The following is a 25231-nucleotide window of genomic DNA, read 5'->3' on the forward strand; positions in this document are numbered from 1 at the left end:
CGCGTCAGTCGTCGAGGTCGAGGTCGTCCTCGTCGACGACGTGCATCGCGGCCTCCTCGGCCGAGGCAGCGGCGCCGTCGATGCCGACGTCGCGGCCGACCAGGTCGGACTCGACGTCCTCGCCGAGACCCTGGTCGGGGGCGACCAGCCGGCCGGCGCGCACGCGGCCGACCTCGCCGCCGTCGATCGCGGCCTCGGCCTGCTCGTCCGGCTCGTCGAGGACGCCGTCCGGGTCGGTCGTCGGGTCGGGCTCCTCCTGGGCGAGGCGCTGGTCGAAGGACTCCCCGACGGCCTCCTCGTACGGCGTGTTGCCGAACCCCTGCGCGGCCGACCAGGTCTCCGGCGGCGAGTAGCCCCGGTCGAGCTCGTCGGCGACGTCGTTCGGGGCGCCGTCCGAGCCGAGGGTGTCCTCGCCGGGGAGCTGGTCCTCGTCGTCGGTGCTGTAGGTGCCGTACTCGCCGTTGCTCGACTCGCTCATGCCGCCACCGTACGGTGAGGCATGCCTCGCGCGATCCACCACTGGGACCTCTGGGTGAACGACGCCGCGCTGGCGGCCGACGAGTGGGGGTGGCTGCTGGGGGAGGTGGGCTGGGAGATCGACCTGCCGGGCCAGTCGTGGGTGCACCCCGACGGCACCTACCTCTTCGTCGAGCGGTCGCCCGACCAGGTCGACGAGCTCCACGACCGGCTCCGCCCGGGGGTCAACCACCTGGCGCTGACCGTCGGGACCCGGGAGTTGCTCGACCGCGTCCGCGCGGAGTCCACGGCCCACGGCTGGCACGAGCTGTACGCCGCGCGCTACCCGCACGCCGGCGGCGACGACCACGTCGCGCTCTACCTGGAGAACTCCGAGGGCTTCGAGGTCGAGGTCGTCCTCGCGCCCTGACCTCGGGCGCCCTGACCTCGGTGCGAACGCACGAGGGGCACCCCGCGAACGGGGTGCCCCTCGGAGTGACTGCGCCGTGCGGTCAGGCGCGCGACTTGCGGCTGTTGAAGATGCTCCAGCCACCGGGGCCGACCGCGAGGCCCACGACGATGCAGACGACACCGAGCAGGATCTGACCCTGGATGAGCTGCACGACGCCGAAGACGACGAGGATGACAGCGAGGATCCACAAGAGGAAGCCCATGGTGTGCTCCTTGACTACTAGCGGGCCCCCAGAGGTCGGGGACCGACGACCCGGATCTCGGGCCTCTAGGAGACTGTCGTGATGCGCGCCGGAGGGATTCACCCGCCGGGGTGCGTGCCCCTAGGGGTGTAATCCGTACGTCGTCGTGCGTTCGCGTACGGGTCGGCCGATGCCGGCGCCGATCTCCACGAGCTCGGCCACGGTCTTGGCGGAGCCGTGCTCGGAGCCGGCCATCCGCGAGATGGTCTCCTCCATCAAGGTGCCGCCGAGGTCGTTGGCGCCGGAGCGGAGCATGGCGCGGGTGCCCTCGACGCCCAGCTTGACCCAGCTGGTCTGGATGTTGGCGATCCGGCCGTGCAGCAGGATCCGGGCCAGGGCGTGGACGGCGAGGTTGTCGCGCAGGGTGGGCCCCGGCCGCGCGACGCCGGCGAGGTAGATCGGCGCGGAGGTGTGCACGAACGGCAGCGGGACGAACTCGGTGAACCCGGTGCGCCCGGCCTCGAGCGACTCGTCCTGGATCCGCGACAGCACCCGCAGGTGGCCGACCCAGTGCCGCGGGTTGTCGACGTGGCCGTACATCATCGTCGACGTCGTGGGGATGCCGATGCGGTGCGCGGTGGAGACGATCTCGATCCAGGTACGGGCCGGCAGCTTGCCCTTGGTGAGCACCCAGCGGACGTCGTCGTCGAGGATCTCCGCGGCCGTGCCGGGCAGCGAGCCGAGGCCGGCCTCGCGGGCCTTGATGAGGAAGTCCTCGACCGAGAGCCCGGTGCGGGCGGTGCCGTTGACGATCTCCATCGGGCTGAAGGCGTGCACGTGCATGTCGGGGACGCGCTGCTTGACCGCGGAGACGAGGTCGAAGTAGGCGGTGGCGGGGAGCTCGGGGTCGATGCCTCCCTGCATGCAGACCTCGGTCGCGCCGAGGTCCCAGGCCTCCTCGGCGCGGTCGGCGACCTCGTCGAGGGAGAGCGAGAACGCGTCGGCGTCGGTGCGGCGCTGGGCGAAGGCGCAGAACCGGCAGCCGACGTAGCAGACGTTGGTGAAGTTGATGTTCCGGTTGACGACGTAGGTGACGTCGTCGCCGACGGCCTCGCGGCGCAGGTCGTCGGCGAGCCGGCAGACCTGGTCGAGCAGCGGTCCCTCGGCGGTCATCAGCGTGAGCGCGTGCTCGTCGGAGAGGTTGCCCGGGTCGGCCTCGGCCGCGGCGAGCGCCTCGCGGCCCTCCGCGTGCAGCACCGACGGCGCGCCGTCGATGAGCGAGGTGTCGGCGGCTGCGTCCTTGACCTGGTCCCAGTCGCCGTAGACGTCGGCGAAGTCGGTGCGCCGGTCCTCGGTGCGCCCCTCGGTGTCCACCGACGCGTGCAGGTCGGTGCGCCCGACCGAGGCGAACCCGCCGTCGGGCTCCTGCCACGGCAGCCCGGCCGGCCGGACGTCGGGGATCGCGAGGCCGTCGTCGGTCGCGAGGGCCGCGACGTGCGCGGAGACCCGCGGGTCCAGCCAGGGCTCCCCGGCGCGCACGTACTCTGGGTGGACGGTGAGCCGGGCCCGCAGGTCGAAGCCGCACTCGGCGGTGATCGAGCGGAGCCGCTCGATCGAGGGCCAGGGGCGCTCGGGGTTGACGTGGTCGGGCGTGAGCGGGGAGACGCCGCCCCAGTCGTCGACGCCGGCGCCGAGCAGGGCGCGGCACTCGGCGAGATCGACCAGGTTGGGCGGGGCCTGGACGCGCGCCTTCGGGCCCAGCACGAGCCGGGTGACGGCGATGGTGGCGCGGTACTCGTCGAGGCCGAGGTCGTCGGCGTGGCGCATCGCGGTGTCGGGCTTGGCCCGGAAGTTCTGGACGATCACCTCCTGCACGGCGCCGAACTGCGTCGACACCTTCCGCAGCGCGAAGATCGTCTCGGCGCGCTCGGTGAGCGTCTCACCGATCCCGACGAGCAGGCCGGTGGTGAAGGGGATCGAGAGGCGACCGGCGTCCTCGAGGACGCGGAGGCGGACGTCGGGGTCCTTGTCGGGGGAGCCGAAGTGGGCCTCGCCCTTGGTCTCGAAGAGGCGCCGCGAGGTGGTCTCGAGCATCATCCCCATCGACGGCGAGACGGGCTTGAGCCGGTTCATCTCCTCCCACGACATGACGCCGGGGTTGAGGTGCGGCAGCAGCCCGGTCTCCTCGAGCACCCGCACCGCCATCGCGCGGACGTAGGCCAGGGTGGAGTCGTAGCCCTGCTCGTCGAGCCACGCCCGCGCCTCGGGCCAGCGGTCCTCCGGGCGGTCGCCGAGGGTGAAGAGCGCCTCGAGGCACCCGAGCGCCGCCCCCTGGGAGGCGATGTCGAGGATCTCGTCGGGGGACAGGAACATCGCGTGCCCGGCCCGGGTCAGCGCACCGGGGCTCTCCACGAACGTGCAGTAGTGACACCGGTCGCGGCACAGCTTGGTGACCGGGATGAACACCTTGGGGGAGTAGGTCACGACCCCGCGGCCGTCGGTGCTGCGGCCGGCGGCCACGAGGCCGGCGTCGCGCACCGCAGCCGCGGCCGCGGTCAGCCGGTCGAGGTCGTCGCCGGTCGCTGCCAGCAGCACCGTGGCCTCGCCGACGTCGATGCGGGCGCCCCGCTCGACCCGGGCCAGCGCGCGACGGACCTGCTGCGGCGTCGGACCGGTGGCGCGTGGCGCGCCGGGCGTCGTACGGGACTCACTCACCCACGCCACGGTAGCCACGCGTGCGCAGGACCGGGGGGCCTGCCCACGCGACGGCGCGTGATCCGGGTCACGCCGGCCCGGTGGCGCTGGTCGTCGCCGGCTCCCTCGCCGGCTCCGGCTCGGGCGCCAGCGGCCGGTCCTCGGTGTCCAGCTTGCTGGGCCACCAGATCTTCCCGCCGAGGTCGAGGTTGAGCGCGGTGACCAGCACCGAGCGCACGATCATCGTGTCGAGCAGGACGCCGAGGGCGACCGCGATGCCGAGCTCGGCGAGGAAGACCACCGGGATCGTGCCGAGCACGAGGAACGTCGCCGCCAGCACCAGTCCGGCCGAGGTGATGACACCGCCGGTGGAGGCCAGCCCGACCAGGGTGCCGCGCCGGGTCCCGCGCGCGACGGTCTCCTCGCGCACCCGCGTCATCAGGAAGATGTTGTAGTCGATCCCGAGCGCCACGAGGAACACGAACGCGAACAGCGGGAAGCCGGGGTCGACGTTCGCGCCGTCGGGCCACTGGTCGAAGACGAGCGGGAGCACGTGGTCGAAGAGCATCGCCGAGATGCCGAGGGCCGCGCCGAACGACAGCACCACCGTGCCGATGAGCAGCACCGGTGCGACCAGCGAGCGCAGCAGGCCGACCAGGATCAGGAAGACCACGGCGAGCACGATCGGGATGATCACCTTGTTGTCGCGCTCGGAGGCCACCTTCGTGTCGAGGTAGAACGCCGAGCCGCCGCCCACCAGGGCGCCGGCGCCGTCGATCCCGTGGACGGCGTCGCGGGTGTCGGCCACCACGGTGAACGCCGCCGGCGAGGAGATGTCGTGCTCGATCGTCGCCTCGAGGTACGAGCGCCCGCCCCCGACCTCGGTCGGCTCGGTGGCGTCCCCGAGGCCCTCGACGTCGCCCAGCGCGGTGGCGACGTCGTCCATCGCGTCGCTCGCGGCGACGACCTGCACGGTGTTGGAGGTGTCCTGGAGGCCGTGCTCGACGAGGACGGCCTGGCCCCGGATGGAGTCGAGCTCCTGGGTGTAGGTGTCCTCGGTCGACAGCCCGGAGGTGTCGAGCTTCAGCACCCCGAGGCAGGCGATGAGGAGCAGCCCGGCGGTCACGGCCCACACCGCGCGCGGCCGCGGGGCGATCCTGCCCCCGACACGGGCCCAGAAGCCGGTGGCGGTGGGCTCGGCGGAGCCGAAGGCGGGACGCTTGGGCCAGAAGAGCCAGCGGCCGCAGATCACCAGCAGCGCGGGCAGCAGGGTCACCATCACCAGGAACGTGACCGCGACGCCCACGGCGAGCACCGGACCCAGGCCAGCGGTGGAGTTGAGGTCGGCCACGACCAGGCACAGGAGTCCGACCACGACGGTGGCGGCGCTCGCCAGGATCGCCGGGGCGGCCCGGTGCAGCGCGAAGGCCATCGCCTCGTGGCGGTCCTCGTGGCGGCGCAGCTCCTCGCGGTAGCGCGCGACGAGCAGCAGGGCGTAGTCGGTGCCGGCGCCGATGACCAGGATGCCGAGGATCGCCTGGCTCTGGCCGTTGACGGTGAGGTCGGCGTACCTGGCGAGCAGGTAGACCACGCCGCCGGAGATCGTGTACGACACCACGGCGCTCAGGATCGGCAGGATCCACAGCACCGGGCTGCGGTAGGTGAGGAGCAGGATGACGACCACGACGCCGAGCGCCGTCAGCAGCAGGGCGCCGTCGATGCCCTCGAAGGCCTCGGCGGCGTCGGCGGCCTGTCCGCCGTAGCCGGCGAGGTGCACCTCGCCGCCGTCGAGCATCGCGATGTCGCGGACCTGCTCGGCGGCGTCGGGCACCTCGGTCCACCCGTCGGGCCCGAAGTCCCAGACGAAGGGGACGAAGGCGGCCCGGCCGTCGGGGGAGACCACCACCGGCGGCTGCGGCCCGGTGAGCAGGGCCTGCGACTCCTCGGTCACCCCGTCGACGCCGGCCAGCTCGGCGGCCTGCGCAGCGATGCCGGCGAGGTCGTCGGGGGTGAGCCCGGAGCCGCGCTCGTAGACGACCAGGGTCGGGATCTCGTTGGGGTCGAGGGTGCCGGACAGCTCCTTGGAGACCTTGGTCGACTCGGCCGAGCCGGGCAGCCACGAGGCCGCCTCGTTGTTCTGCACCTCGGTGAGCTTGCTGCTGAACGCGCCCATGCCGGCGGTGGCCACGACCACCACGGCCAGGACGACCCACTTGGACACTCGGCCGGTCAACCGGCCCGCGATCTGACGATGCATGTTCAGGACTCTCTCAGGATCGGGCGGCACCGGGCATCCGGATTTCCCCCTACTGACCCCTGGGGTGGTGACATTTCATCGGTCTTGTGTAGACGGGCATTTCGGACAGGTGCTGGAACGTCGACCGGAGGCCTGCCAGAGTCGGCCCATGTACCCCGGAACCTGGGCCCGGACCAGCCCCGACAAGCCCGCCCTCGTGATGGCCGGCTCCGGCCGCACCCTCACCTACGCCGAGCTCGACGACCGCAGCCTGAGGCTCGCCAACCGCCTCCGGGCGGCCGGCCTGCGCCCCGGTGACGTCGTGGCCCTGCTCAGCGACAACACCCCCGAGACCTACGAGGTCTACTGGGCGGCGCTGCGCTCGGGCCTCTACATCACCGCGGTCAACCACAACCTGAGCCCGGACGAGGCGTCCTACATCGTGCGCGACTGCGACGCCCGGGCGCTGGTCGTCTCCGCGGCCAAGGCCGACCTCGTGGCCCGGCTCGACGTCGACGTCGAGGAGCGCCTCGCCTACGGCGGCCCGGTCGAGGGGTACGGCGACTACGAGGCCGCCCTCGCGGGCGCCGGCGACGACCCGCTCCCCGCGCAGCCGCACGGCGACGACCTCCTCTACTCCTCCGGCACGACCGGCCGGCCCAAGGGCATCAAGCTGCCGCTGCCCGACTACGCCGTCGACGAGCCCGGCTACAAGTACGTCGCGATCTTCGGCGGGCTCTACGGCTTCGACGAGTCGACGGTGTACCTGTCGCCGGCACCGGTCTACCACGCCGCGCCGCTGCGCTTCGGGGGCGTCGTCCACGCCCTCGGCGGCACGCTGGTGATGATGGAGAAGTTCGACGCGGAGGGGTTCCTCGCCGCCGTCCAGGAGCACCGGGTGACCCACACCCAGATGGTGCCGACGATGTTCGTGCGGCTGCTCAAGCTGCCCGACGACGTGCGCGGGTCCTACGACGTCTCCTCGCTGCGGTGCGTGGTGCACGCGGCCGCGCCGTGCCCGGTCGAGGTCAAGCACCGGATGATCGAGTGGCTCGGTCCGATCGTGAACGAGTACTACGCCTCCACCGAGGCCAACGGCGGCACCATGATCAACAGCGAGCAGTGGCTGGCCCACCCCGGCTCGGTCGGCGTGCCCCTCATCGGCCGGCCCCGCGTCTGCGGCGAGGACGGCGCCGAGCTGGCCGCGGGGCAGGTCGGCACCCTGTACTTCGAGCGCGAGGAGTTCGAGGGCGCGCCGTTCGAGTACCACAAGGACCCCGAGAGGACGGCGTCCACCCAGCACCCGCACCACCCGAACTGGACCACCGTCGGCGACCTCGGCTACCTCGACGACGACGGCTTCCTCTACCTCACCGACCGCAAGGCGTTCATGATCATCAGCGGCGGGGTGAACATCTACCCGCAGGAGATCGAGGACCTCTTCAGCCTGCACCCCGCGGTCACCGACATCGGCGTCTTCGGCGTCCCCGACGAGGAGATGGGGGAGCGGGTGGTGGCGTTCGTGCAGCCCGCCGTGCCGGGCACGCCCGAGCTCGCGGCCGAGCTGACCGCCTACGCCCGGGAGCGGATGGCGCACTTCAAGGTGCCGCGCGAGATCCACTTCCGCGCCGAGCTGCCGCGCACGCCCACCGGCAAGATGGTCAAGGGCAGGCTCAAGGACGAGTACGCCGCGGGCGCCCGGCGCTAGCCGGGCGCTAGCCGGGTGGGGCCGGCCTGACGGCCTGCAGGGTGTAGGTGAACGGCACCCGCCACGGCCGGTCGCGCAGCCGGAGCTCCCCGGGCTCGGCGGCCGGCTCGGTGTAGCCCGGCAGCGCGTCCCACGGCGCGCTGTCGTGCTCCTCGAGCGACGTCACGACCAGGCCCGCGTCGAGCACCGCGGTGACGACCTGGCCGAGGCCGTGGTTCCACTCGTGGGTGACGTGGTGCTCGAAGGTGGTGTCGGTCTCCACGTAGGTGCCCGGCTCGTCCCACACCGTCGCCCCGGCGCGCTCGACGTAGGGGTGCTCGACGGTGACGAGCCCGTCGGGCCGAGGGTCGCCGAGCGCCCACAGCATCGGGTGGCCCTCCCGGAGGAAGAGCCGCCCGCCCGGGCGCAGCAGCCGGGCGACGACGTCGGCCCAGCGCGCCACCGACGGGATCCAGCACAGCGCACCGATGCCGGTGAAGACCAGGTCGAACCCACCCGCGGGCAGGACGTCGGCGGCGGCGTACACGTCGGACTCGACGAAGTCGACGTCCGCGCCGGCCTCGGCCGCCAGCCGGCGCGCCTGCTCGAGGGCGGGGCCGCTGAAGTCGAGACCCGTCATCTCGGCGCCGAGGCGGGCCAGGGAGATCGTGTCGGTGCCCAGGTGGCACTGCAGGTGGACGCCGCGCAGCCCCTCGACGCTGCCCAGCCGCGGCAGGTCGAAGCGGACGACGTCCGACAGGTGCGCGGGGTCGTCGCGGAAGCGCTGGAGCGCGTAGTCGGGGGAGACGGCGTGCGCGGGCGCGCGCTCGTCCCAGCTGGCCCGGTTGAGCCGGAGGTACTCCTCGCTCACGGCGCTCAGCCGTAGAGCCGGTCGAGGACGTCGGCGTACTTGGCGTTGACCACGCGGCGCTTGAGCTTGAGGGTCGGGGTGAGCTCCTCGGACTCCGCGGTCCACTCGGCCGGCAGCAGCTCGAAGGCCTTGACCTGCTCGGGGCGGGAGAGCCGCGCGTTGGCGGCGTCGACGGCGGCCTGCGCCAGCGCGAGGACCTGCGGGTGGCGGGCCAGCTCGGCGAGGTCGGTGACCTCGATGCCCATCGACGCCGCGACGATCGGCGCGATCTCGCCGTCGAGGGTGAGCACCGCGACGACGTAGGGACGGGCGTCGCCGACGACCATCGCGTGGCCGATGATCGGGGACTCCTTGAGGAGGTTCTCGATGTTGGAGGGCGCGATGTTCTTGCCCGACGAGGTGATGATGAGCTCCTTCTTGCGGTCGACGATCGCCAGGAACCCGTCGTCGTCGAGGGTGCCGATGTCGCCGGTGTGCACCCAGCCGTCGGCGTCGATCAGCGCCGCGGTCTGCTCGGGGTCCTCGTGGTAGCCCGACGTCGTCACCGGCCCGCGCACCAGCACCTCGCCGTCCTCGGCGATCCGCACCTCCATGCCCGGCGTGGCGCGGCCGACCGTGCCGAGCCGGAAGCCGGCGGGACCGTTGGCGGTGACCGCGCCGCAGGTCTCGGTCATCCCGTAGACGTCGTAGACTTTCAGGCCCAGGCCGGCCATGAACCGGGCGACCTCGAGCGGCATCGGCGCGGCGGCGGAGGCCGCCCACTGCACCTGGTCGAGACCGAGCACGAGGCGCAGGAACCCGAGGATCGCGGCGTCCGCCTTGGCGTGGGCCCGCTCGATCTCGGGCGTCATCGTGGCGCCGACCTGCTGCGCCTCGACCCAGGCGAGGCCGGCCGCCATCGACTGCTCGACCATCGCGCGACCCGCCGGGTCGGGCTCGGCGGCGAGCTTGGCGGAGATGCCGGTCTTGATCTTCTCCCACACGCGGGGGACGCCGAAGAACAGCGTCGGGTGCACCTCCCCGAGGGCCGTGAGCAGCTCGGCGGGGTCGCCGATGGCGTGGGTGTGGCTGCCCAGGAACTGCGGGATGTAGATCCCCAGCGTGCGCTCGGCGATGTGGGCCAGCGGCAGGTAGCTCACCGAGCGCTGCGGTCCGTCGAGCTGGGCGTCCTCGAGCGTGCTGACCGCCTCGTGCATGACGTTGCGGTGCGACAGCACGACGCCCTTCGGGTTCCCCGTGGTGCCGGAGGTGTACAGGATGGTCGCCGGCGCGTCGGGGGACAGCTCGGCGGTGCGCGCGGCGACGGCGTCCGGGTGCTGGGCGCGGTGGGCGCGGCCGCGCGCGACGAGGTCGTCCCAGGTGAGGTGCCGGTCGTCGGTGCGCGCGGCCGGGTCGACGAGGACGACGGTCAGCGCGTCGCCGGCCTCGTCGATCGCGCGCTGCCAACGGGCGAGGTGGTCGGCGTCCTCGAGGATCGCGACCGACGGCCTCGACTGGCCGGCGATGAAGGCGACCTGCTCGACCGACAGCGTGTTGTAGATCGACATCGGCGTCGCCGCCGCGTGCACGACGCCGATGTCGGCGACGACGTGCTCGATGCGGTTGGTGGCCATGATCGCGACCCGGTCGCCGGTCGCGACGCCGAGCGTGAGCAGCCCGGCCGCGACGTCGAGGCCGAGCTCGCGGGTCTGGCGCCAGCTGAGCGTCCGCCAGCCGCCCTCGTCGTCGCCCTCGTGGCCGGCGTCCTCGGCCCCGCGGTGCCGGTCCGAGAACGCCGGCGCGTCGGCGTGCTCGGCCACGGTGGCCGCGAGCACGTCGGCGAGCGTGCGCTCGCCGACCGCCTCCGCGATCCGGGCGCGGGTGGTCAGGACGGCGGCGTCGACGCTCATGGGCGCCAGTGTGACGGGCGCCACACGTCGCCGACAAGCACGAGCGGTCCGCTCAGATGCCGAGCATCCGCCCGATGATCTCCTTCTGGATCTCGGTCGTGCCGCCGTAGATCGTCTGGATCCGGGAGTCGGTGTAGGCCTTGGAGATCGGGTACTCGCTCATGTAGCCGTAGCCGCCGTGCAGCTGCACGCCCTGGTCGGCGAACTTCTTCTGCAGCTCGGTGGTCCACCACTTGGCCATCGAGGCGAGCGCGGTGTCGACCTCGCCTGCGTTCAGCTTGAGGATGCAGTCGTTGACGAAGAGCCGGGCGATGTAGACCTCGGTGGCCATCTCGGCGAGCATGAACCGGTTGTGCTGGAACTTCCCGATCGGCTTGCCGAAGGCCTCGCGCTCCTTGGCGTAGCGCAGGCACAGCTCCATGATGTGCTCCATCGCGGCGACGGCGATGGCGGCGATGGAGACGCGCTCCTGCGGGAGGTTGACCATGAGGTTGACGAAGCCGGTGCCCTCCTCGCCGAGCAGGTTCTCCTTCGGCACCACGACGTTGTCGAAGAACAGCTCGGCGGTGTCCTGGGCCTTGAGCCCCATCTTGTCGAGGTTGCGGCCGCGCTCGAAGCCCTCCATGCCGCGCTCGACGACGAGCAGGCTGATGCCCTGGTGGCCGGCGTCGGGGTTCGTCCGGCACACCACGACGACCAGGTCGCTCATGATGCCGTTGGAGATGAAGGTCTTGGACCCGTTGAGGACGTAGTGGTCGCCCTTGTCGACGGCGCTGGTGCGCACGCCCTGGAGGTCGGAGCCGGCGCCGGGCTCGGTCATCGCGATGGACGAGATGAGCTCGCCGCTGACCAGCCCGGGCAGCCAGCGCTGCTTCTGCTCGTCGGTCCCGAGCTGGCTGATGTAGGGGACGATGATGTCGGTGTGCACGGGGAAGCCGAGCCCGCTCGCGCCGACCTTGCTGATCTCCTCGGCCACCACGGCGTTGTAGCGGAAGTCGCGGATCCCGGCGCCGCCGTACTGCTCGTCGACGTCGAAGCAGAGCAGCCCCATCTCGCCGGCCCTGGTCCAGACCTCGCGGCTGACCTGCCCGTCCTTCTCCCACTGGTCGTGGTGCGGCACGACCTCCTTCTCGAGGAACGAGCGCACGGTGGCCCGGAAGTCCTCGTGCTCCTGCTCGTAGATCGACGGGGTCTCGGGCATGGGGTGCTCCTCGGGTCGGGTAGGTCGGTACTCGCCAGTACTGGTGTGACAGTAATACTGTGATCCTCATGGCGACACCCCCTGCCGACCTCGCGGACGAGCTGCTCACCATCGACGAGCTCGCCGCCGCGGTCGGGACGACGGTGCGCACGACGCGCTACTACGCCAGCCTCGGGCTGGTGCCGGCGCCGCTGCGCCGGGGACGGGTCGCCTACTACGGCCCCGTGCACCGGGCGCGGCTCGAGCTGGCCCGGGCCCTGCAGGACCACGGGTTCACGCTCCAGGCCGTCGAGCGGGTGCTCGCCGCGATCCCGGCCGAGGCCGGCGTCGAGGACCTCGCCCTCCAGCGGGCGATGCTCACGTCGTGGACGCCCGAGCCCGCCGCCGTCCTCAGCCGCGAGGAGCTCGAGGCGCGGGCCGGCCGGGCGCTGGACGACGCCGACGTCCGGCGGCTCGTGACGGTCGGGGCGGTCGAGCCCGATCCCGCCAGCGGCGGCTACCGGGCCCAGCCGCACCTCGCGGTCGGCGTCCAGGTGCTCGACGTCGACGTCCCCGACGAGAGCCTCGGCCTCGCCGACGCCGCCATCCGGCGGCACATGGACGCCCTCGCCGACGAGCTGACGACGATCCTGCACACCCAGGTGCTCGAGCCCTACCGGCGCACCGCGACGTCCCCGGAGGACGCCGTCCGGCTCGAGCGCACCGTGGCGCAGCTGCGCCGGCTCACCCTCGAGGCCGTCGTCTCCGGCTTCCAGCGGGCCGCGAACGCCGTCATCCAGCGCTCCCTCGACCGCCCCTGACCGCCGAGTCGGCGCTCGCGCTGAGCGCGAACGCCGACTCGGCGGGAACTGACTTCAACTCAACGCCGACTCGGCAGGTCAGAGCCAGTTCTTGACCTGGGCGACGGTGGCGGCGGGGTCGTCGGTGGCGGGCAGCACCTGCAGGTGGGTGACGCCGGCCTCGCGGAAGGCGGCGATCCGCTCCTTGACGTAGGACTCCGGGCCGACGAGGTTGCCGGCCTCGAGCCACTCGTCGGGAACCAGTGCCTCGGCCTCCTTCTTCTTGCCGGAGAGGTAGAGGTCCTGGATCTTGGTGGCCGCCTCCTCGTAGCCGTACTGGCAGGCGAGGTCGTTGTAGAAGTTCTTGCCCTTCGCGCCCATGCCGCCGACGTAGAGGGCGTACATCGGGCGGGCGAGGTCGAGCATGCCCTTGACGTCCTCGCCGATGGCCAGCATGCCCCCGGCGGTGACCTGGAGCGGGCCGAGCTCGGGGGAGCGCTTGGCGGCACCGGCGGCGAGCGAACTGCCCCAGACGTCGGCGGCCTTCTCCGGGAAGAACAGGTGCGGCATCCAGCCGTCGGCGACCTCGGCGGTCATCGCGACGTTCTTGTCGCCGAGGGCCGCGACCCAGAGCGGCACCTGCGGCCGCTCGGGCCGGGTGAGCAGCTTGAGGGGCTTGCCGAGGCCGAGGCCCTGGTCGGCGGGCAGCGGCAGGGTGAAGTTGCGGCCGGTGTGCTCGAGCGGCTCGCGGCGCAGGCCCTGGCGCAGGATGTCGATGACCTCGCGGGTGCGGCCCAGCGGGCGCTCGTACGGGAGGCCGTGGAAGCCCTCGATCACCTGCGGGCCCGAGGCGCCGAGGCCGATGACCGCGCGGCCGGCCGAGACGTTGTCGAGGCCGGCGGCGGTCTGGAGCAGGGCGCCGGGGGTGCGGGAGAAGACGTTGAGGATGCCCGAGCCGATCTCCACGGTCTCGGTCCTGGCCGCGAGGTAGCCCATCAGCGTGGGCGAGTCGAAGCCGTAGGCCTCGGCCACCCAGACCAGGTCGAGGCCGGCCTTCTCGAGGGCGGTGACCTGGTCGGCCGCCGCGCGCGGGTTGCCGTCGTACATCAGCATCGTGGTCAGCTTCATGTGGTCCAGCACTCCTGCGGTCGACTCTGACAGTGGTTGTGTCACGATAGCCGAACCAGACCGACCGAGAGGAACCACCTGTGAGCGAGCCCACCTCCTACCGCATCGCCGTGATCGGGGGCACCGGCCCGCAGGGCAAGGGCCTCGGCTACCGCTTCGCCCGGCACGGCCACGGCGTCGTCCTCGGCTCGCGCTCGGCCGAGAAGGCCGAGCCCGTCGCGGCCGAGGTCACCGAGCGGCTGGCCGGGGTCGAGGGCGCCGGCGAGGTCACCGGCGCGACGAACGCCGACGCGGTCGCGGCCGCCGACGTCGTCCTGCTCGCCGTCCCCTACGACGGCCACGACGAGCTCGTCGCGACGCTGCCGCTGGCGGGCAAGACCGTGATCTCCTGCGTCAACCCCCTGGCCTTCGACAAGCGCGGCGCGCACGGCCGGGTCGTCAACGGCGGCGAGGGCTCCGCGGCCGAGTCGGCCCAGGAGCTGGCCCCCGAGGCCACCGTCGTCGGTGCCTTCCACAACGTCTCGGCGGTGCTGCTCTGGGGCGAGGAGGAGTTCCTCGACGAGGACGTCCTCGTCGTCGGCGACGTCGTGGAGGCCAAGGAGGTCGCCATGGACCTCGCCGCCGCCGTCACCGGACGCCGCGGCATCGACGCCGGCAAGCTGCGGCTGGCCCGCCAGCTCGAGCCGTTCACCGCGGTGCTGATCTCGATCAACCGCAGGTACAAGACCCACGCCGGCGTGCGGATCTCCGGGCTCTGACCCGGCCCGGGTCGCCGCCGCTCAGGACCCGTTCCAGCTGCGCCACAGCGCGGCGTAGGAGCCGTCGGCGGCGACCAGGTCGTCGTGCGAGCCCAGCTCGGCGATGACGCCGTCCTCCACGACGGCGACCCGGTCGGCGTCGTGGGCGGAGAACAGGCGGTGCGCGATCGCGATGACCGTGCGTCCCTCCAGGACGGCGGCCAGCGACCGCTCCAGGTGTCGTGCGGCGCGCGGGTCGATGAGCGAGGTCGCCTCGTCGAGGACCAGGGTGTGCGGGTCGGCCAGCACCAGGCGGGCCAGCGCGACCTGCTGGGCCTGCGCCGCGTGCAGCGTGTGCCCGCCGGACCCGACCTCGGTCGAGAGGCCCTCGGGGAGGGCGTCGGCCCAGTCGAGGGCGTCGACGGCGGCGAGCGCGGCCCGGACGTCGTCCTCGGTCGCGCCCTCCGGGGCGGCGAGGGCGAGGTTCTCGCGCAGGCTGCCGACGAAGACGTGGTGCTCCTGGGTGACCAGGGCGACGTGGCCGCGCAGGTCGCCGAGCGGCAGCTCGACCAGCCCGACGCCGCCGACGGTGACCTCGCCGGTGCGCGGCGGGTGGATGCCGGCGAGCAGCCGGCCCAGGGTCGACTTGCCGGCCCCGGACGGGCCCACCATCGCGATCCGCTCGCCCACGCCGACGTCGAGGTCGACGCCGTGCAGCACGTCGCGGCCCTCGACGTAGGAGAACCGCACGTCGTGCGCGGCGAGCTGCTCGCCGGCCGGCTCGCGCCCGCTGACCTCGCGGTCGTCGGGCACCTGCGCGACGCCGAGCAGCCGGGCCAGCGACGCGGCCCCCATCTGCAGCTCGTCGAGGATGGCCACGACCCGGTCGACGGGGTCGATGAGCATCTGCACGTACAGGACCGCGGTCGTCACGTCGCCGAGCGAGACGCTGCCCTGGCTGTAGAGGTAACCGCCGTAGAGCAGGGTCAGCACGGTCGGGATGATGTAGCTGATGTCCATGCTCGGGAAGAACACCGTGCGCAGGTGCAGGGTGTAGCGCTCCGCGGCGTAGGAGTCGTCGATGTCGGCGTCGATGGCGGTGACCCGCTCGCGGCCGAGGCCGAGCGCCTCGACGGTGCGGGAGCCCTCGACGGTCTCGGTGAGGGTCGCGCTGATCTGCGAGTACGTCGCCGACTCCCGCAGGTAGCCGTCCTTGGCGCGGGCCAGGTACCAGCGCAGGCCGACGACCAGCGGCGGCACCCCGAACAGGCACGGGAGCGCGACCCACCAGCCGACCGAGAGTGCGGCGGCGAAGGTGAGCACGGCGGTGACGCACGCGATCGTCCACTCGGGCAGCGCCCACCGCACCGACCAGCCGAGCTGCTCGACGTCGCGGCTGGTGCGGGTGAGCAGGTCGCCGGACCCGGCGGACTCGACGACGCCGACCGGCAGGGCCAGCGAGTTCTGCACGAAGTCCTCGCGCAGCTCGGCCAGCACCTGCTCGCCGAGGACCTGGCTGACGTAGCGGGCGTAGCGGGTGAGCACCGTCTGCAGCACCAGGAAGCCGAACAGCGCCAGCACGACGCGGTCGACGTGGGACGTCGTCGACCCGGTCTCGACCGCCTCGACCAGCCCGCCGAGCAGCCGGGGCGCGGCGAGGCCGGCGACGGCGGCCAGCACGTGCAGCACCAGCGCGGTCCAGAGCAGCCGCGGGTGGCGGCGGGCCAGGTCGACGGCGTAGCGGCGCAGGGAGCCGCCGTCGGCGACGGGCAGCGTGGTGTCGCTCATGCCGGCGCCACCTCCTCGCGGGTCACGACGGCGCGGTAGGCCGCCTCGGTGTGCATCAGGTCGGCGTGGGTGCCGGTCGCGACGACCCGGCCGTCGCGCAGGAACGCGACCTCGTCGGCGGCGTCGAGCATCAGCGGACTGCTCGTCGTGACGACGGTGGTGCGCCCGGCCCGGTGCGTGCGCAGCCGGGCGGCGATCCGGGCCTCGGTGTGGGCGTCGACGGCGGACGTCGGCTCCACCAGCACCAGGACGTCCGGGTCGACGGTCAGCGCGCGGGCCAGCACGAGCCGCTGCCGCTGGCCGCCGGAGAAGCTGCGGCCGCGCTCGGTCACCACGGTCTCGAGCCCCTCGGGCAGGGCCTCGAGGATGTCGTCGGCCGACGCCGTCGCCAGGGCCCGGTCGACGCGCCCGTCGGCCTGCCGCCCGCCGGTCACGTCGAGCCGGTCGCCCAGCCGACCGGAGAACAGCGCCGCCCCGGGGTCGGAGACGACGACGCGGCGGCGCACGTCCTCGCGACGGAACGCCGTCAGCGGGAGGCCGCCGAGGGTGACGTCGTCGTCGACCTCGGCGGCGCACATGCCCAGGCGGTCGGCCAGCGCGGCCGACTCCTCGGCGGGCTCGCCGACGATCGCGGTCAGGCTGCCCGGGCGCACCGTCAGCCCGCTGCGGGAGTCGGCCAGCACGCTGCCCTCCGGCGGCAGCTCGTGCGGCGAGGCGGGGTCGTGGACGTCGGGCTCGAGCGCCAGCAGCCGGCAGACCCGCACGGCGGAGACCCGGGCCCGGATGACCTTGTTGGCGTACTCGGTCGCCGTGCGCAGCGGGATCATCAGGAACGCGGAGTAGCCGTAGAACGCGACGAGCTCGCCGGGAGTGATCCGGCCGGTGACGGCGTAGCGCGCGCCGAGCCAGACCACGACGACCACGAAGAGCCCGGGCAGCAGCACCTGCAGGGCGTCGAGCACCGACTGGATCCGCGCGACCGCGACGCCGGCGCGCCGGGTCTCCTGCGACTCGCGGCGGTAGCGGGACAGGAAGACCTCCTCGCCGCCGATCCCGCGCAGCACGCGCAGCCCGCTGACGATGTCGGTCGCGGTGTTGGAGAGCCGGCCCATCAGCTCGCGCTGCTCTGCGCTGCGCCGCTGCAGCGGCGAGAGCAGCGGCCCGACGAGGAGCATCAGGCCGGGGACGCCGAGCAGGACCACGAGCCCGAGCGTGACCGAGGTCTGCAGCAGGATCACCGCGACCAGGACGAACGACACCACCGCCCCGCTGAAGCGTGCGGTGACGTCCATGACCTGCCCGAGGTGGGAGATGTCGCTGTTGCCGATGGCGACGACCTCGCCGGTCGACACCTTCCGCGGCAGCGTGCCGCCCAGGTGCACCGTGTGCCGGCCGGTGAGCTGGATCGTGCGGTAGGCCGCGGTGAGCCAGTTGGTGACCGCGAAGCGGTGCCGCACGATGCCGCTGCCGGCCTGGACGAGGCCGATCGCGAACATCACCCCGGCCAGCGTCAGCAGCGCGGACCGGTCACGGTCGGCGACACCCTGGTCGATCGCGCGCCCGATCACCGCCGGCATCACCGCCTGGCTGCTCATCCAGACGATGCCGAAGAACATCCCGCCGAGCAGCGTCTGCCACTGCCCCTTCGCGAGCCACCACAGGAACCTCATCGGGGAGCGGTGGTCGGCGGTACCCGGGTGGTCGAGAGGCAGGTGGCGCACCCGCTGACACTACGGACCCGGGGGCCCCAGGAGCCACTCGATTACCTCGGTCGCCGGTCGCCGGTCGCCGGCCGCGGCATCAGGAGGCGAGGCCGTCGACGACCTCGGCGCCGGGGAGGTCGGCGAGCAGCCGGCCCGGCACGAGGAGCTTCGAGCGACGCAGGCCGGAGCCGAGGACGGCGACGTCGACGTCGAGGACGCGGGTGTCGACGAGGAGCCGCCAGCCGGCGGCGACGGGGAGGCCCACCGGCGTGATGCCGCCGTGCTCCATGCCGGACTCCGCGACCGCGCGGTCCATCGCGAGGAAGGAGCACTTGCGGACGTCGAGCAGCCGCTTGACCAGGCCGTTCACGTCGGCGCGGGTGTCGGCCCGGACCAGGCAGGCGGCGATCCGCTCCTGGCCGTCGCGGCGACCGGCCACGACGACGCAGTTGGCGCCGGTGTCCATGCCGAGGTCGTGGGCCTCGGCCATCGCGGCGGTGTCGGCGACGGCGGGATCGATCTCCACGACGCCGACCGCCCCGGCCTGCTCCCAGCCGGCCAGGGCGGAGGCCACGGGCGGGGCGAGCAGGTCGGGGCGGTCGAGCGCGGGGACGGTGGTGAGCCGGCCCAGGGTCGGCGGGGTCGTCGTCACGGCTCCATCGTGCCGGAGTCGACCCAGCCGGTGCGGCGGGAGGCGACCCGGCGCCGGTCGGCGACGACCAGCCCGACCAGCCCGGCCACCCCGGCGAGGACCCACGGCACCGGCATCAGCCAGCGGACGTCGTCGCCCTCGACCACGTCGCCGGCGAGCAGGGCCCACACCAGGGTCATCCCGGCGAAGGCGACGCCCATGACCAGGTGGCTGATGCTGACCGGGTGCCGGCCCTCGGCCAGGAAGCCGGTCGGCTCGTCGGTGGGGACGACCCGGGTCGTCGTGTCGTCGCTCATCGTCGGACTCCCTCGCGGTGGATGTCGATCTCGCCGAACGTCATCTCGACGTCGAGCCGGAGCTCGGGTGCGTCCAGGACGCCCCCGGCGAGGCTGGTGGTGGTGTGGGCGCTGTCGTCGAGGTCGTCGCCGAGGACGCGGTGGTCGCCCTCGTCGAGCCGGGAGTCGACGACGACGTCGACCCCGTCGGGCACGACGACCTCGATCCGGCCGGCGAAGTCGACCTCGACCTCGATCGTGCGTCCGTCGAGGTTCTCGGGGTCGCTGACCTCGCTGAGGTCGAGCCTGATCTCGCCGACGGTGAGGTCGTAGCGGTCGGAGACCGCCGCGGCCGTCGTGGGCGTCTGGTCGACCCGGCCGGCGTCGACCTCGTCGGCCACCAGCGCGCCGGCCGTGGCGACCGCGGAGACCAGCCCGAGCAGGATGATGCCGCCGGCGCGGCCCCAGAAGGCGCCGAGGAGCAGCATCGCGGCGCTGACGCCGAGCGCGAGCGCCGGGTAGGCGGAGTCGGCCACCGCGGCACCGGCCAGGTCGGCCATCCCGAGGACGCCCAGCCCGGCGGCGATGAGCGCGAGGGCGTACCAGAACAGCACCGGGCCGCGGCGGCGCGGGCGGGCCGGGGGCAGCACGTGGGTCGAGGTCGGGGGGACCCACGACCCCGGCGGGGGCGGGGTCGGCCCGCTCGCCGGCGTCTTCGCCAGCGAGGGTGCGCCCGGTGCGGCCACCGGCCCGGTCGTCGGGTCGTACGTCGGGTCGTACGCCGGGTCGTACGTCGGGTACGGCGGGGGAGTGCCACCGGGTCGGAGCAGCGGGTGCACGCGCGGGCCGTTGCCGCGCACCAGCATGAAGGCGAGCAGCAGGGCGCCGGCGACGGCGAGCGGCCACGGGAAGCCCCAGCCGCCGAGGCTGTCGCCGAGGACCGCCAGGCCGGCCAGCCCGAAGGCGATCACGACCGCCACCGTCCGGCTGCGGTCGTCGAGGCGGACCACGACGTCCTCGGTCTCCTCCTGCGGCACGACCAGCCACAGCGCGGCGTAGAGGATGATGCCGCCGCCGAAGAAGATCAGCACGGCCAGGACCACCCGCGGGATGATCGGGTCGATGTCGAAGTGCCGCGCCAGGCCTCCGGCGACGCCGGCGATCTTGCGGTCGTGCCGGGTGCGGCGCAGGTTCGCGAGGTCGCGGAGCTGGTCGCGGTTCGCGGGGCCCGGGTCGCGGGGGCCGGGACCGCCCGGGTCCTGGCCGGCGTCGGCCGGAGCGGGGCCCGGCGGGGGTGTGGTGTTCATGTCGTCCAGCGTGGTCGAGAAGTCGGCTCCCCACCATCGGGGACGTCCCTGATCCTGCCGACCCCCGAGGGGCCCCGTCCCTCAGGGTCGGGCAGGGGGTTCACCTCATGGGGAGGCCGCTCGCGCTGTGTGACGATGGAGGCACCATGAGCACGCCGACGTACGACGGCCGCGCCGCCGTCCGCGGCCCGCACGGACAGCCCGCGCCCGCCACCCCCCGCGCCCCGCGCCGGGCGACCCGCGACCTCGACGCGTCGGTGGTCGGCGGCGTCGCGTCCGGGCTGGCCGCGCACCTTGGCGTCGCCGTGCTCTGGGTGCGCCTGGCGTTCGTGCTCTGCACGGCGCTCAGCGGACTCGGGCTGGTGCTGTACGCCGTCTTCTGGGTCGCGCTGCCGGCCGGGTCGCAGTTCGTGGCCGCCGCTCCGGGGCTGGAGAGCGCGTCGCGCGGCGGCCGTCGTCCGACCGTGCGCCGCCGGCTGACCGACGTCGGCCCGGTGGTGGTGCTCGGCGTGCTCGGCGTCGCCGCCCTCTTCACCGTGGAGGCCGTCTTCGGCAGCGGCGCGGTGTTCTGGCCGGTGGCCATCGCGGTCGTCGGCGTGGCGCTGCTGTGGCGCCAGGCCGACGAGGTCCAGCGCGAGCGCTGGTTCGACGGGGGCAGCCGGGTCAACCCGGTGCGGATCGTGTTCGGCAACGGCGGCTGGGCCTCCTTCGCCCGGGTCGCGACCGGCCTGGTGCTGCTGCTCTCCGCCCTGTTCGTCGTCGGCATCGACCAGGGCTCGCTGCGCGAGGCCCGCGGCGTCGTCATCGCCGGCGCGATCGGGATCGCCGGCATCGCGGTCGTCGTCGGCCCCTGGGTGTGGCGGTTGGCCACCGAGCTGTCCGACGAGCGCACCGAGCGGGTCCGCACCCAGGAGCGCGCCGACGTCGCCGCCCACCTGCACGACTCCGTGCTCCAGACGCTGGCGCTGATCCAGAAGAACGCCGACGACGGCGCCGTCGTCTCCCGGCTCGCCCGCGCCCAGGAGCGCGACCTGCGCGCCTGGCTCTACGCCGGTGAGTCGCAGGACGACAGCACGGTCGCCAGCGCCCTGCGCGCCGTGGCCGCCGAGGTCGAGGACGCCCACGCCATCTCGGTCGACGTCGTCACCGTCGGCGACGTCGACCTCGACGAGTCGTTGCGACCGATCGTCGCGGCGACCCGCGAGTCGGTGACCAACGCCGCCAAGCACGCCGGCGTCGGGCAGGTCGACGTCTACGCCGAGATCACCGCGGGTGGGGCGGGCGGCGCGGGGGCCATCGACGTGTTCGTCCGCGACCGCGGCGCCGGCTTCGACGTCGCCGCCGTGCCGGAGGACCGGCACGGCGTGCGGCACAGCATCGTCGACCGGATGCGCCGCCACGGCGGCTCGGGCGAGGTCCGCTCGACGCCCGGCGAGGGCACCGAGGTGCGCCTGCACCTGCCGGTCAGCAGCACCGGGCACCACGAGGAGAAGGATGTCTGACATGAGCACGTCGTCCACAGAGCCGGGCCAGCCGGCCGCCGCCCTCGTGAGCGTCGTCGTCGTCGACGACCACGCGATGTTCCGGCGCGGGGTCCGCGCCGAGCTCGAGGCCGCGGGTGCCGGCGTCGTCGACGTGCTGGCCGAGGCCGCCGACGTCGACGAGGCGGTCCGGGCGGTCGCCGCGCACCGGCCGGCCGTCGTCCTCCTCGACGTGCACCTGCCCGGCGGTGGGGGAGTCGAGGTGATGCGCAGGTCGCAGTCACCGGAGACCCGGTTCCTCGCCCTGTCGGTCAGCGACGCCGCCGAGGACGTCATCGGCACGATCCGCGGCGGCGCCCGCGGCTACGTCACCAAGACCATCACCGGGCCCGAGCTCGTCGCCGCGATCCGCCGGGTCGCCGAGGGCGACGCGGTGTTCTCGCCGCGGCTCGCGGGCTTCGTCCTCGACGCCTTCGCCGGCTCGATCCAGGTGGCCGCCGTCGACGAGGACCTCGACCGGCTGACCGAGCGCGAGCGGGAGGTGATGCGGCTGATCGCCCGTGGCTACGCCTACAAGGAGGTCGCCAAGGAGCTGTTCATCTCGATCAAGACCGTCGAGACCCACATGTCGTCGGTGCTGCGCAAGCTGCAGCTGTCCTCGCGCCACGAGCTGACCCGGTGGGCGACCGACCGACGTCTGCTCTGAGGCGGCGGCCGGCGGTCACCGCCCGCCTGGTCGGCGCCGCGACCGGGCGCCGACCCGCACCGGGCGCGCCGATACCCTGCGGCGTGTGGAGACCCTGCGCCTGATCCTGCTCGTCGTGCACGTCCTCGGGTTCTCGGCACTCATCGGCGGGCTGCTGGCCCAGGCCGGCCCGGGCGAGAAGAAGGTCAACGGCGCGATGCGCGACGGCGTCGGCACCGCGTTCGTGGCCGGCCTGGCGCTGGTCGGCGTCCTCGAGGGCCTCGACGTCGACCTCAACCACGCCAAGATCGCGGTCAAGACCGTGATCGGGCTGGTGCTGCTGGTCCTCGTCATGGCCAACACCCGCAAGCCCCGGATCCCGCAGGGGCTGTGGGCTGGGCTGCTCGCGCTCTCGGTCGTCAACGTCGTCGTCGCGGTCGTCTGGTCCTCCGCGCACGCCTGAGCCGCCCCGGCGGCCACGGCGCCGCGGCCACTGTCGGGGGCCCGCCGTAGGCTGGGGCCAGCATGAGCGCACAACCATTCCTCGAAGGTCTCGGCGTCGAGGGCACCGCCCCCGCCGAGGCTCGGACGACCCGTCGCGGCCCCACGCCCGACGAGCTGCTGGAGGGTCTCAACGAGCCCCAGCGCGAGGCGGTGAAGCACGCCGGGCGCCCCCTGCTGGTCGTCGCCGGCGCCGGGTCGGGCAAGACGCGGGTGCTGACCCGGCGGATCGCCTGGCTGATCTCCGAGCGCAAGGCGCACCCCGGCTCGATCCTGGCGATCACCTTCACCAACAAGGCCGCCGCCGAGATGAAGGAGCGGGTGGAGGAGCTCGTCGGACGGCGCGCGCGGCTGATGTGGGTGAGCACCTTCCACTCGGCGTGCGTGCGGATCCTGCGCAAGGAGATCACCGTGCTCGAGCAGGAGGGCCGGGCCTACAAGTCCAACTTCTCGATCTACGACGCCCAGGACCAGAAGCGCCTGATGACGCTGGTCATCAAGGACCTCGACCTCGACCCGCGGCGCTTCCAGCCCGGCCCGGTGCTGCACTGGGTCAGCAACCACAAGAACGAGCTGCGCGACGACGAGGACGCGGCCAAGGACGCCAAGAACAGCGTCGAGGAGGCCTACGCCAAGGCCTACACGCTCTACCAGCGCCGGCTGCGCGAGGCCAACGCCCTCGACTTCGACGACCTCATCATGCTCACGGTGCACCTGCTGCAGACCAACCCGCTGGTCCGCGAGACCTACCGCCGGCGGTTCCGGCACGTGCTGGTCGACGAGTACCAGGACACCAACCACGCCCAGTACGCGCTGATCCACCAGCTCTGCGCCGACACCGTCGACGACATGGCCTCGCTCGACGACGGCGAGCGGATCGAGCCGGCCGAGCTGATGGTCGTCGGCGACGCCGACCAGTCGATCTACGCCTTCCGCGGCGCCAACATCCGCAACATCCTCGACTTCGAGCAGGACTTCCCCGACGCCACCTCGATCCTGCTCGAGCAGAACTATCGCTCCACCCAGACGATCCTCACCGCCGCCAACTCCGTCATCAGCCGCAACCAGGGCCGCAAGGAGAAGCGGCTGTGGTCCGAGGCCGGCGACGGCGAGCACATCGTCGGCTACGTCGCCGACGACGAGCGCGACGAGGCCCGGTTCGTCAGCGACGAGATCGACAAGCTCACCGACGACGGGCTGCGCCCCGGCGACGTCGCGGTCTTCTACCGCACCAACGCCCAGTCCCGGGTGCTCGAGGAGGTGTTCATCCGCACCGGCATGCCCTACAAGGTCGTCGGCGGGGTGCGCTTCTACGAGCGCCGGGAGGTCCGCGACGCGCTGGCCTACCTGCGGATGCTGGCCAACCCCGACGACTCGGTGTCGCTGCGCCGGATCCTCAACGTGCCCAAGCGCGGGATCGGCGACCGCGCCGTCGCGTGCGTCAACGCCCTGGCCGAGCGGGAGCGGATCGGGTTCTGGGAGGCGCTGCGCCGCGCCGACGAGGCGCCCGGCCTCGCCACCCGCTCGCTGACCAACATCCGCGGCTTCGTCGGGCTGGTGACCGAGCTCCAGTCGATGGTCGACGCGGGGGAGCGGCCCGACGTCGTCCTCGACTCGGTGCTCGACAAGTCCGGCTACCTCGCCGAGCTCGAGGCCTCCGACGACCCGCAGGACGCCACCCGCGTCGAGAACCTCGGCGAGCTCGTGGCCGTGGCGCGCGAGTTCTCCGACGACCCGGTGGCCGGCCCGTCGGCCGACCCCGCCGACGTCGACGCCGACCTGGTGACGCCGGGGCTCGGCGACTTCCTCGAGCGGGTCGCGCTGGTCGCCGACACCGACCAGATCCCCGACGACGAGGCCGAGGCCCAGGGGGTCGTCACGCTGATGACCCTGCACACCGCGAAGGGCCTCGAGTTCCCGACCGTCTTCCTCACCGGGCTCGAGGACGGCGTCTTCCCGCACTCCCGCTCGCTCGGCGACCGCCCCGAGCTCGAGGAGGAGCGCCGGCTCGCCTACGTCGGCATCACCCGCGCCCGCGAGCGGCTCTACATCTCCCGGGCCGTCGTCCGCTCGGCCTGGGGTTCGCCGTCGCACAACCCCGCGAGCCGGTTCCTCGACGAGCTGCCCGTCGACCTCGTCGACTGGCGCCGCACCGAGGCCGCCCAGACGCAGTGGGGCCGCCCCGACTGGGCCTCGTCGTCCCCGGCGGCCAGCGGCTACGGCCAGCAGACCGCCGCCGGCCGGCGCAACTTCTCCGCCGCCGCGGCCCGCGCCGACGCCGCCGCCAAGGCCAAGCCGGCCCGCCAGATCCCCAGCCTCGACCCCGGCGACCGGGTCCTGCACGACTCCTTCGGCATGGGCACCGTCGTCGCCCTCGAGGGCACGGGCGACAAGACCGTCGCCTCGATCGACTTCGGTTCCGAGGGCGTCAAGCGCCTGCTGCTGCGCTACGCCCCGGTCGAGAAGCTGTAGCGCCGAGCCGGCGAGGCGCTCGCAGGCTCGGGCTGG

General features: G+C 73.2%; 21 protein-coding genes. 8 read left to right on the top strand and 13 right to left on the bottom strand.

The genetic code is table 11. The features are described 5' to 3' along the window. Positions 1-4: 4 nt before the first annotated feature. Complete coding sequence (locus FE634_RS06290) at positions 5-478, bottom strand: DUF5709 domain-containing protein (protein WP_137293156.1); 474 nt, start codon at positions 476-478, stop codon at positions 5-7. A gap of 21 nt (positions 479-499) precedes the next feature. Here FE634_RS06290 and FE634_RS06295 point away from each other — a divergent pair, with 21 nt between their 5' ends. Then, positions 500-886, top strand: coding sequence for a VOC family protein (locus FE634_RS06295; protein ID WP_138875395.1), 387 nt, complete (start codon positions 500-502; stop codon positions 884-886). A gap of 82 nt (positions 887-968) precedes the next feature. Here FE634_RS06295 and FE634_RS20925 read toward each other — a convergent pair whose 3' ends face one another. From FE634_RS20925 to FE634_RS06305, 3 genes are all read right to left on the bottom strand, one after another. Beyond that, positions 969-1130, bottom strand: a complete 162-nt coding sequence (locus tag FE634_RS20925; RefSeq protein ID WP_167736421.1) for a GPGG-motif small membrane protein — start codon at positions 1128-1130, stop codon at positions 969-971. Positions 1131-1250: 120 nt separating this feature from the next. Further along, positions 1251-3824 carry a bifunctional FO biosynthesis protein CofGH gene (locus FE634_RS06300; RefSeq protein ID WP_138875396.1) on the bottom strand — a complete coding sequence of 858 codons (2574 nt, stop codon included), beginning with the start codon at positions 3822-3824 and terminating at the stop codon, positions 1251-1253. A 67-nt stretch (positions 3825-3891) separates the two neighbouring features. After that, positions 3892-6060, bottom strand: a complete 2169-nt coding sequence (locus FE634_RS06305; RefSeq protein ID WP_148240439.1) for an MMPL family transporter — start codon at positions 6058-6060, stop codon at positions 3892-3894. A 148-nt stretch (positions 6061-6208) separates the two neighbouring features. Here FE634_RS06305 and FE634_RS06310 point away from each other — a divergent pair, with 148 nt between their 5' ends. After that, positions 6209-7747 (top strand): acyl-CoA synthetase, encoded by a 1539-nt coding sequence (locus tag FE634_RS06310; RefSeq protein WP_137293160.1) that lies wholly within the window; start codon positions 6209-6211, stop codon positions 7745-7747. Positions 7748-7754: 7 nt separating this feature from the next. On the opposite strand, the gene FE634_RS06315 is transcribed toward FE634_RS06310, so the two are convergent. From FE634_RS06315 to FE634_RS06325, 3 genes are read right to left on the bottom strand one after another with little or no spacing between them, the layout of a single operon-like run. Then, positions 7755-8597, bottom strand: coding sequence for a class I SAM-dependent methyltransferase (locus tag FE634_RS06315; protein ID WP_137293161.1), 843 nt, complete (start codon positions 8595-8597; stop codon positions 7755-7757). A gap of 5 nt (positions 8598-8602) precedes the next feature. Further along, positions 8603-10486, bottom strand: coding sequence for an AMP-dependent synthetase/ligase (locus FE634_RS06320; RefSeq protein ID WP_138875397.1), 1884 nt, complete (start codon positions 10484-10486; stop codon positions 8603-8605). A gap of 52 nt (positions 10487-10538) precedes the next feature. Next, complete coding sequence (locus FE634_RS06325) at positions 10539-11687, bottom strand: acyl-CoA dehydrogenase family protein (RefSeq protein ID WP_138875398.1); 1149 nt, start codon at positions 11685-11687, stop codon at positions 10539-10541. A 68-nt stretch (positions 11688-11755) separates the two neighbouring features. Here FE634_RS06325 and FE634_RS06330 point away from each other — a divergent pair, with 68 nt between their 5' ends. Next, entirely contained in the window at positions 11756-12487 is a 732-nt protein-coding gene (locus FE634_RS06330) for a MerR family transcriptional regulator (protein WP_138875399.1), read from the top strand. A gap of 78 nt (positions 12488-12565) precedes the next feature. On the opposite strand, the gene FE634_RS06335 is transcribed toward FE634_RS06330, so the two are convergent. Further along, positions 12566-13594: an LLM class F420-dependent oxidoreductase gene (locus FE634_RS06335; RefSeq protein ID WP_138875400.1), complete on the bottom strand. Its 1029-nt coding sequence runs from the start codon at positions 13592-13594 to the stop codon at positions 12566-12568. A gap of 80 nt (positions 13595-13674) precedes the next feature. On the opposite strand from FE634_RS06335, the gene npdG reads away from it, so the two are divergent. Beyond that, complete coding sequence (gene npdG / locus FE634_RS06340) at positions 13675-14352, top strand: NADPH-dependent F420 reductase (protein WP_138875401.1); 678 nt, start codon at positions 13675-13677, stop codon at positions 14350-14352. Positions 14353-14373: 21 nt separating this feature from the next. Here the strand turns inward: npdG and FE634_RS06345 are convergent, their stop codons facing one another. The 5 genes from FE634_RS06345 to FE634_RS06365 all read right to left on the bottom strand — a co-directional run bounded on the left by FE634_RS06345 (position 14374) and on the right by FE634_RS06365 (position 20056). Beyond that, entirely contained in the window at positions 14374-16119 is a 1746-nt protein-coding gene (locus FE634_RS06345) for an ABC transporter ATP-binding protein (protein WP_137293167.1), read from the bottom strand. Next, positions 16116-17840, bottom strand: a complete 1725-nt coding sequence (locus tag FE634_RS06350) for an ABC transporter ATP-binding protein (protein ID WP_262347602.1) — start codon at positions 17838-17840, stop codon at positions 16116-16118. The genes FE634_RS06345 and FE634_RS06350 overlap by 4 nt, the downstream gene beginning before the upstream one ends. A gap of 79 nt (positions 17841-17919) precedes the next feature. Next, on the bottom strand, positions 17920-18474 hold the full coding sequence (locus FE634_RS06355; RefSeq protein WP_137293168.1) for a YbaK/EbsC family protein: 555 nt from the start codon (positions 18472-18474) through the stop codon (positions 17920-17922). Continuing rightward, complete coding sequence (locus FE634_RS06360; protein WP_137293169.1) at positions 18471-18770, bottom strand: hypothetical protein; 300 nt, start codon at positions 18768-18770, stop codon at positions 18471-18473. The genes FE634_RS06355 and FE634_RS06360 overlap by 4 nt, the downstream gene beginning before the upstream one ends. Next, positions 18767-20056 (bottom strand): PspC domain-containing protein, encoded by a 1290-nt coding sequence (locus FE634_RS06365; RefSeq protein ID WP_137293170.1) that lies wholly within the window; start codon positions 20054-20056, stop codon positions 18767-18769. The genes FE634_RS06360 and FE634_RS06365 overlap by 4 nt, the downstream gene beginning before the upstream one ends. Positions 20057-20202: 146 nt before the next feature. Between FE634_RS06365 and FE634_RS06370 the strand changes: the two genes are divergently transcribed. The 4 genes from FE634_RS06370 to pcrA all read left to right on the top strand — a co-directional run bounded on the left by FE634_RS06370 (position 20203) and on the right by pcrA (position 25195). Beyond that, positions 20203-21558 carry an ATP-binding protein gene (locus tag FE634_RS06370; protein WP_137293171.1) on the top strand — a complete coding sequence of 452 codons (1356 nt, stop codon included), beginning with the start codon at positions 20203-20205 and terminating at the stop codon, positions 21556-21558. Position 21559: 1 nt separating this feature from the next. Further along, positions 21560-22243, top strand: a complete 684-nt coding sequence (locus FE634_RS06375; protein WP_212721578.1) for a LuxR C-terminal-related transcriptional regulator — start codon at positions 21560-21562, stop codon at positions 22241-22243. Between the two features lie 85 nt (positions 22244-22328). Next, positions 22329-22685 carry a hypothetical protein gene (locus FE634_RS06380; RefSeq protein ID WP_137293173.1) on the top strand — a complete coding sequence of 119 codons (357 nt, stop codon included), beginning with the start codon at positions 22329-22331 and terminating at the stop codon, positions 22683-22685. A gap of 62 nt (positions 22686-22747) precedes the next feature. After that, positions 22748-25195 (top strand): DNA helicase PcrA, encoded by a 2448-nt coding sequence (pcrA, locus tag FE634_RS06385; protein WP_137293174.1) that lies wholly within the window; start codon positions 22748-22750, stop codon positions 25193-25195. Positions 25196-25231 lie beyond the last annotated feature (36 nt).

Source organism: Nocardioides sp. S-1144 (assembly GCF_005954645.2).
In the GTDB taxonomy this organism is placed as follows: domain Bacteria; phylum Actinomycetota; class Actinomycetes; order Propionibacteriales; family Nocardioidaceae; genus Nocardioides; species Nocardioides dongxiaopingii.

Excerpts from the sequence above, each read along its gene's own strand:
- FE634_RS06290 (WP_137293156.1), bottom strand. The coding sequence starts at position 478 with ATGAGCGAGTCGAGCAACGGCGAGTACGGCACCTACAGCACCGACGAC.
- FE634_RS06295 (WP_138875395.1), top strand. The coding sequence starts at position 500 with ATGCCTCGCGCGATCCACCACTGGGACCTCTGGGTGAACGACGCCGCG.
- FE634_RS20925 (WP_167736421.1), bottom strand. The coding sequence starts at position 1,130 with ATGGGCTTCCTCTTGTGGATCCTCGCTGTCATCCTCGTCGTCTTCGGC.
- FE634_RS06305 (WP_148240439.1), bottom strand. The coding sequence starts at position 6,060 with ATGCATCGTCAGATCGCGGGCCGGTTGACCGGCCGAGTGTCCAAGTGG.
- FE634_RS06310 (WP_137293160.1), top strand. The coding sequence starts at position 6,209 with ATGTACCCCGGAACCTGGGCCCGGACCAGCCCCGACAAGCCCGCCCTC.
- FE634_RS06320 (WP_138875397.1), bottom strand. The coding sequence starts at position 10,486 with ATGAGCGTCGACGCCGCCGTCCTGACCACCCGCGCCCGGATCGCGGAG.
- FE634_RS06325 (WP_138875398.1), bottom strand. The coding sequence starts at position 11,687 with ATGCCCGAGACCCCGTCGATCTACGAGCAGGAGCACGAGGACTTCCGG.
- FE634_RS06330 (WP_138875399.1), top strand. The coding sequence starts at position 11,756 with ATGGCGACACCCCCTGCCGACCTCGCGGACGAGCTGCTCACCATCGAC.
- FE634_RS06335 (WP_138875400.1), bottom strand. The coding sequence starts at position 13,594 with ATGAAGCTGACCACGATGCTGATGTACGACGGCAACCCGCGCGCGGCG.
- FE634_RS06345 (WP_137293167.1), bottom strand. The coding sequence starts at position 16,119 with ATGAGCGACACCACGCTGCCCGTCGCCGACGGCGGCTCCCTGCGCCGC.
- FE634_RS06360 (WP_137293169.1), bottom strand. The coding sequence starts at position 18,770 with ATGAGCGACGACACGACGACCCGGGTCGTCCCCACCGACGAGCCGACC.
- FE634_RS06365 (WP_137293170.1), bottom strand. The coding sequence starts at position 20,056 with ATGAACACCACACCCCCGCCGGGCCCCGCTCCGGCCGACGCCGGCCAG.
- FE634_RS06370 (WP_137293171.1), top strand. The coding sequence starts at position 20,203 with ATGAGCACGCCGACGTACGACGGCCGCGCCGCCGTCCGCGGCCCGCAC.
- FE634_RS06375 (WP_212721578.1), top strand. The coding sequence starts at position 21,560 with ATGAGCACGTCGTCCACAGAGCCGGGCCAGCCGGCCGCCGCCCTCGTG.
- pcrA (WP_137293174.1), top strand. The coding sequence starts at position 22,748 with ATGAGCGCACAACCATTCCTCGAAGGTCTCGGCGTCGAGGGCACCGCC.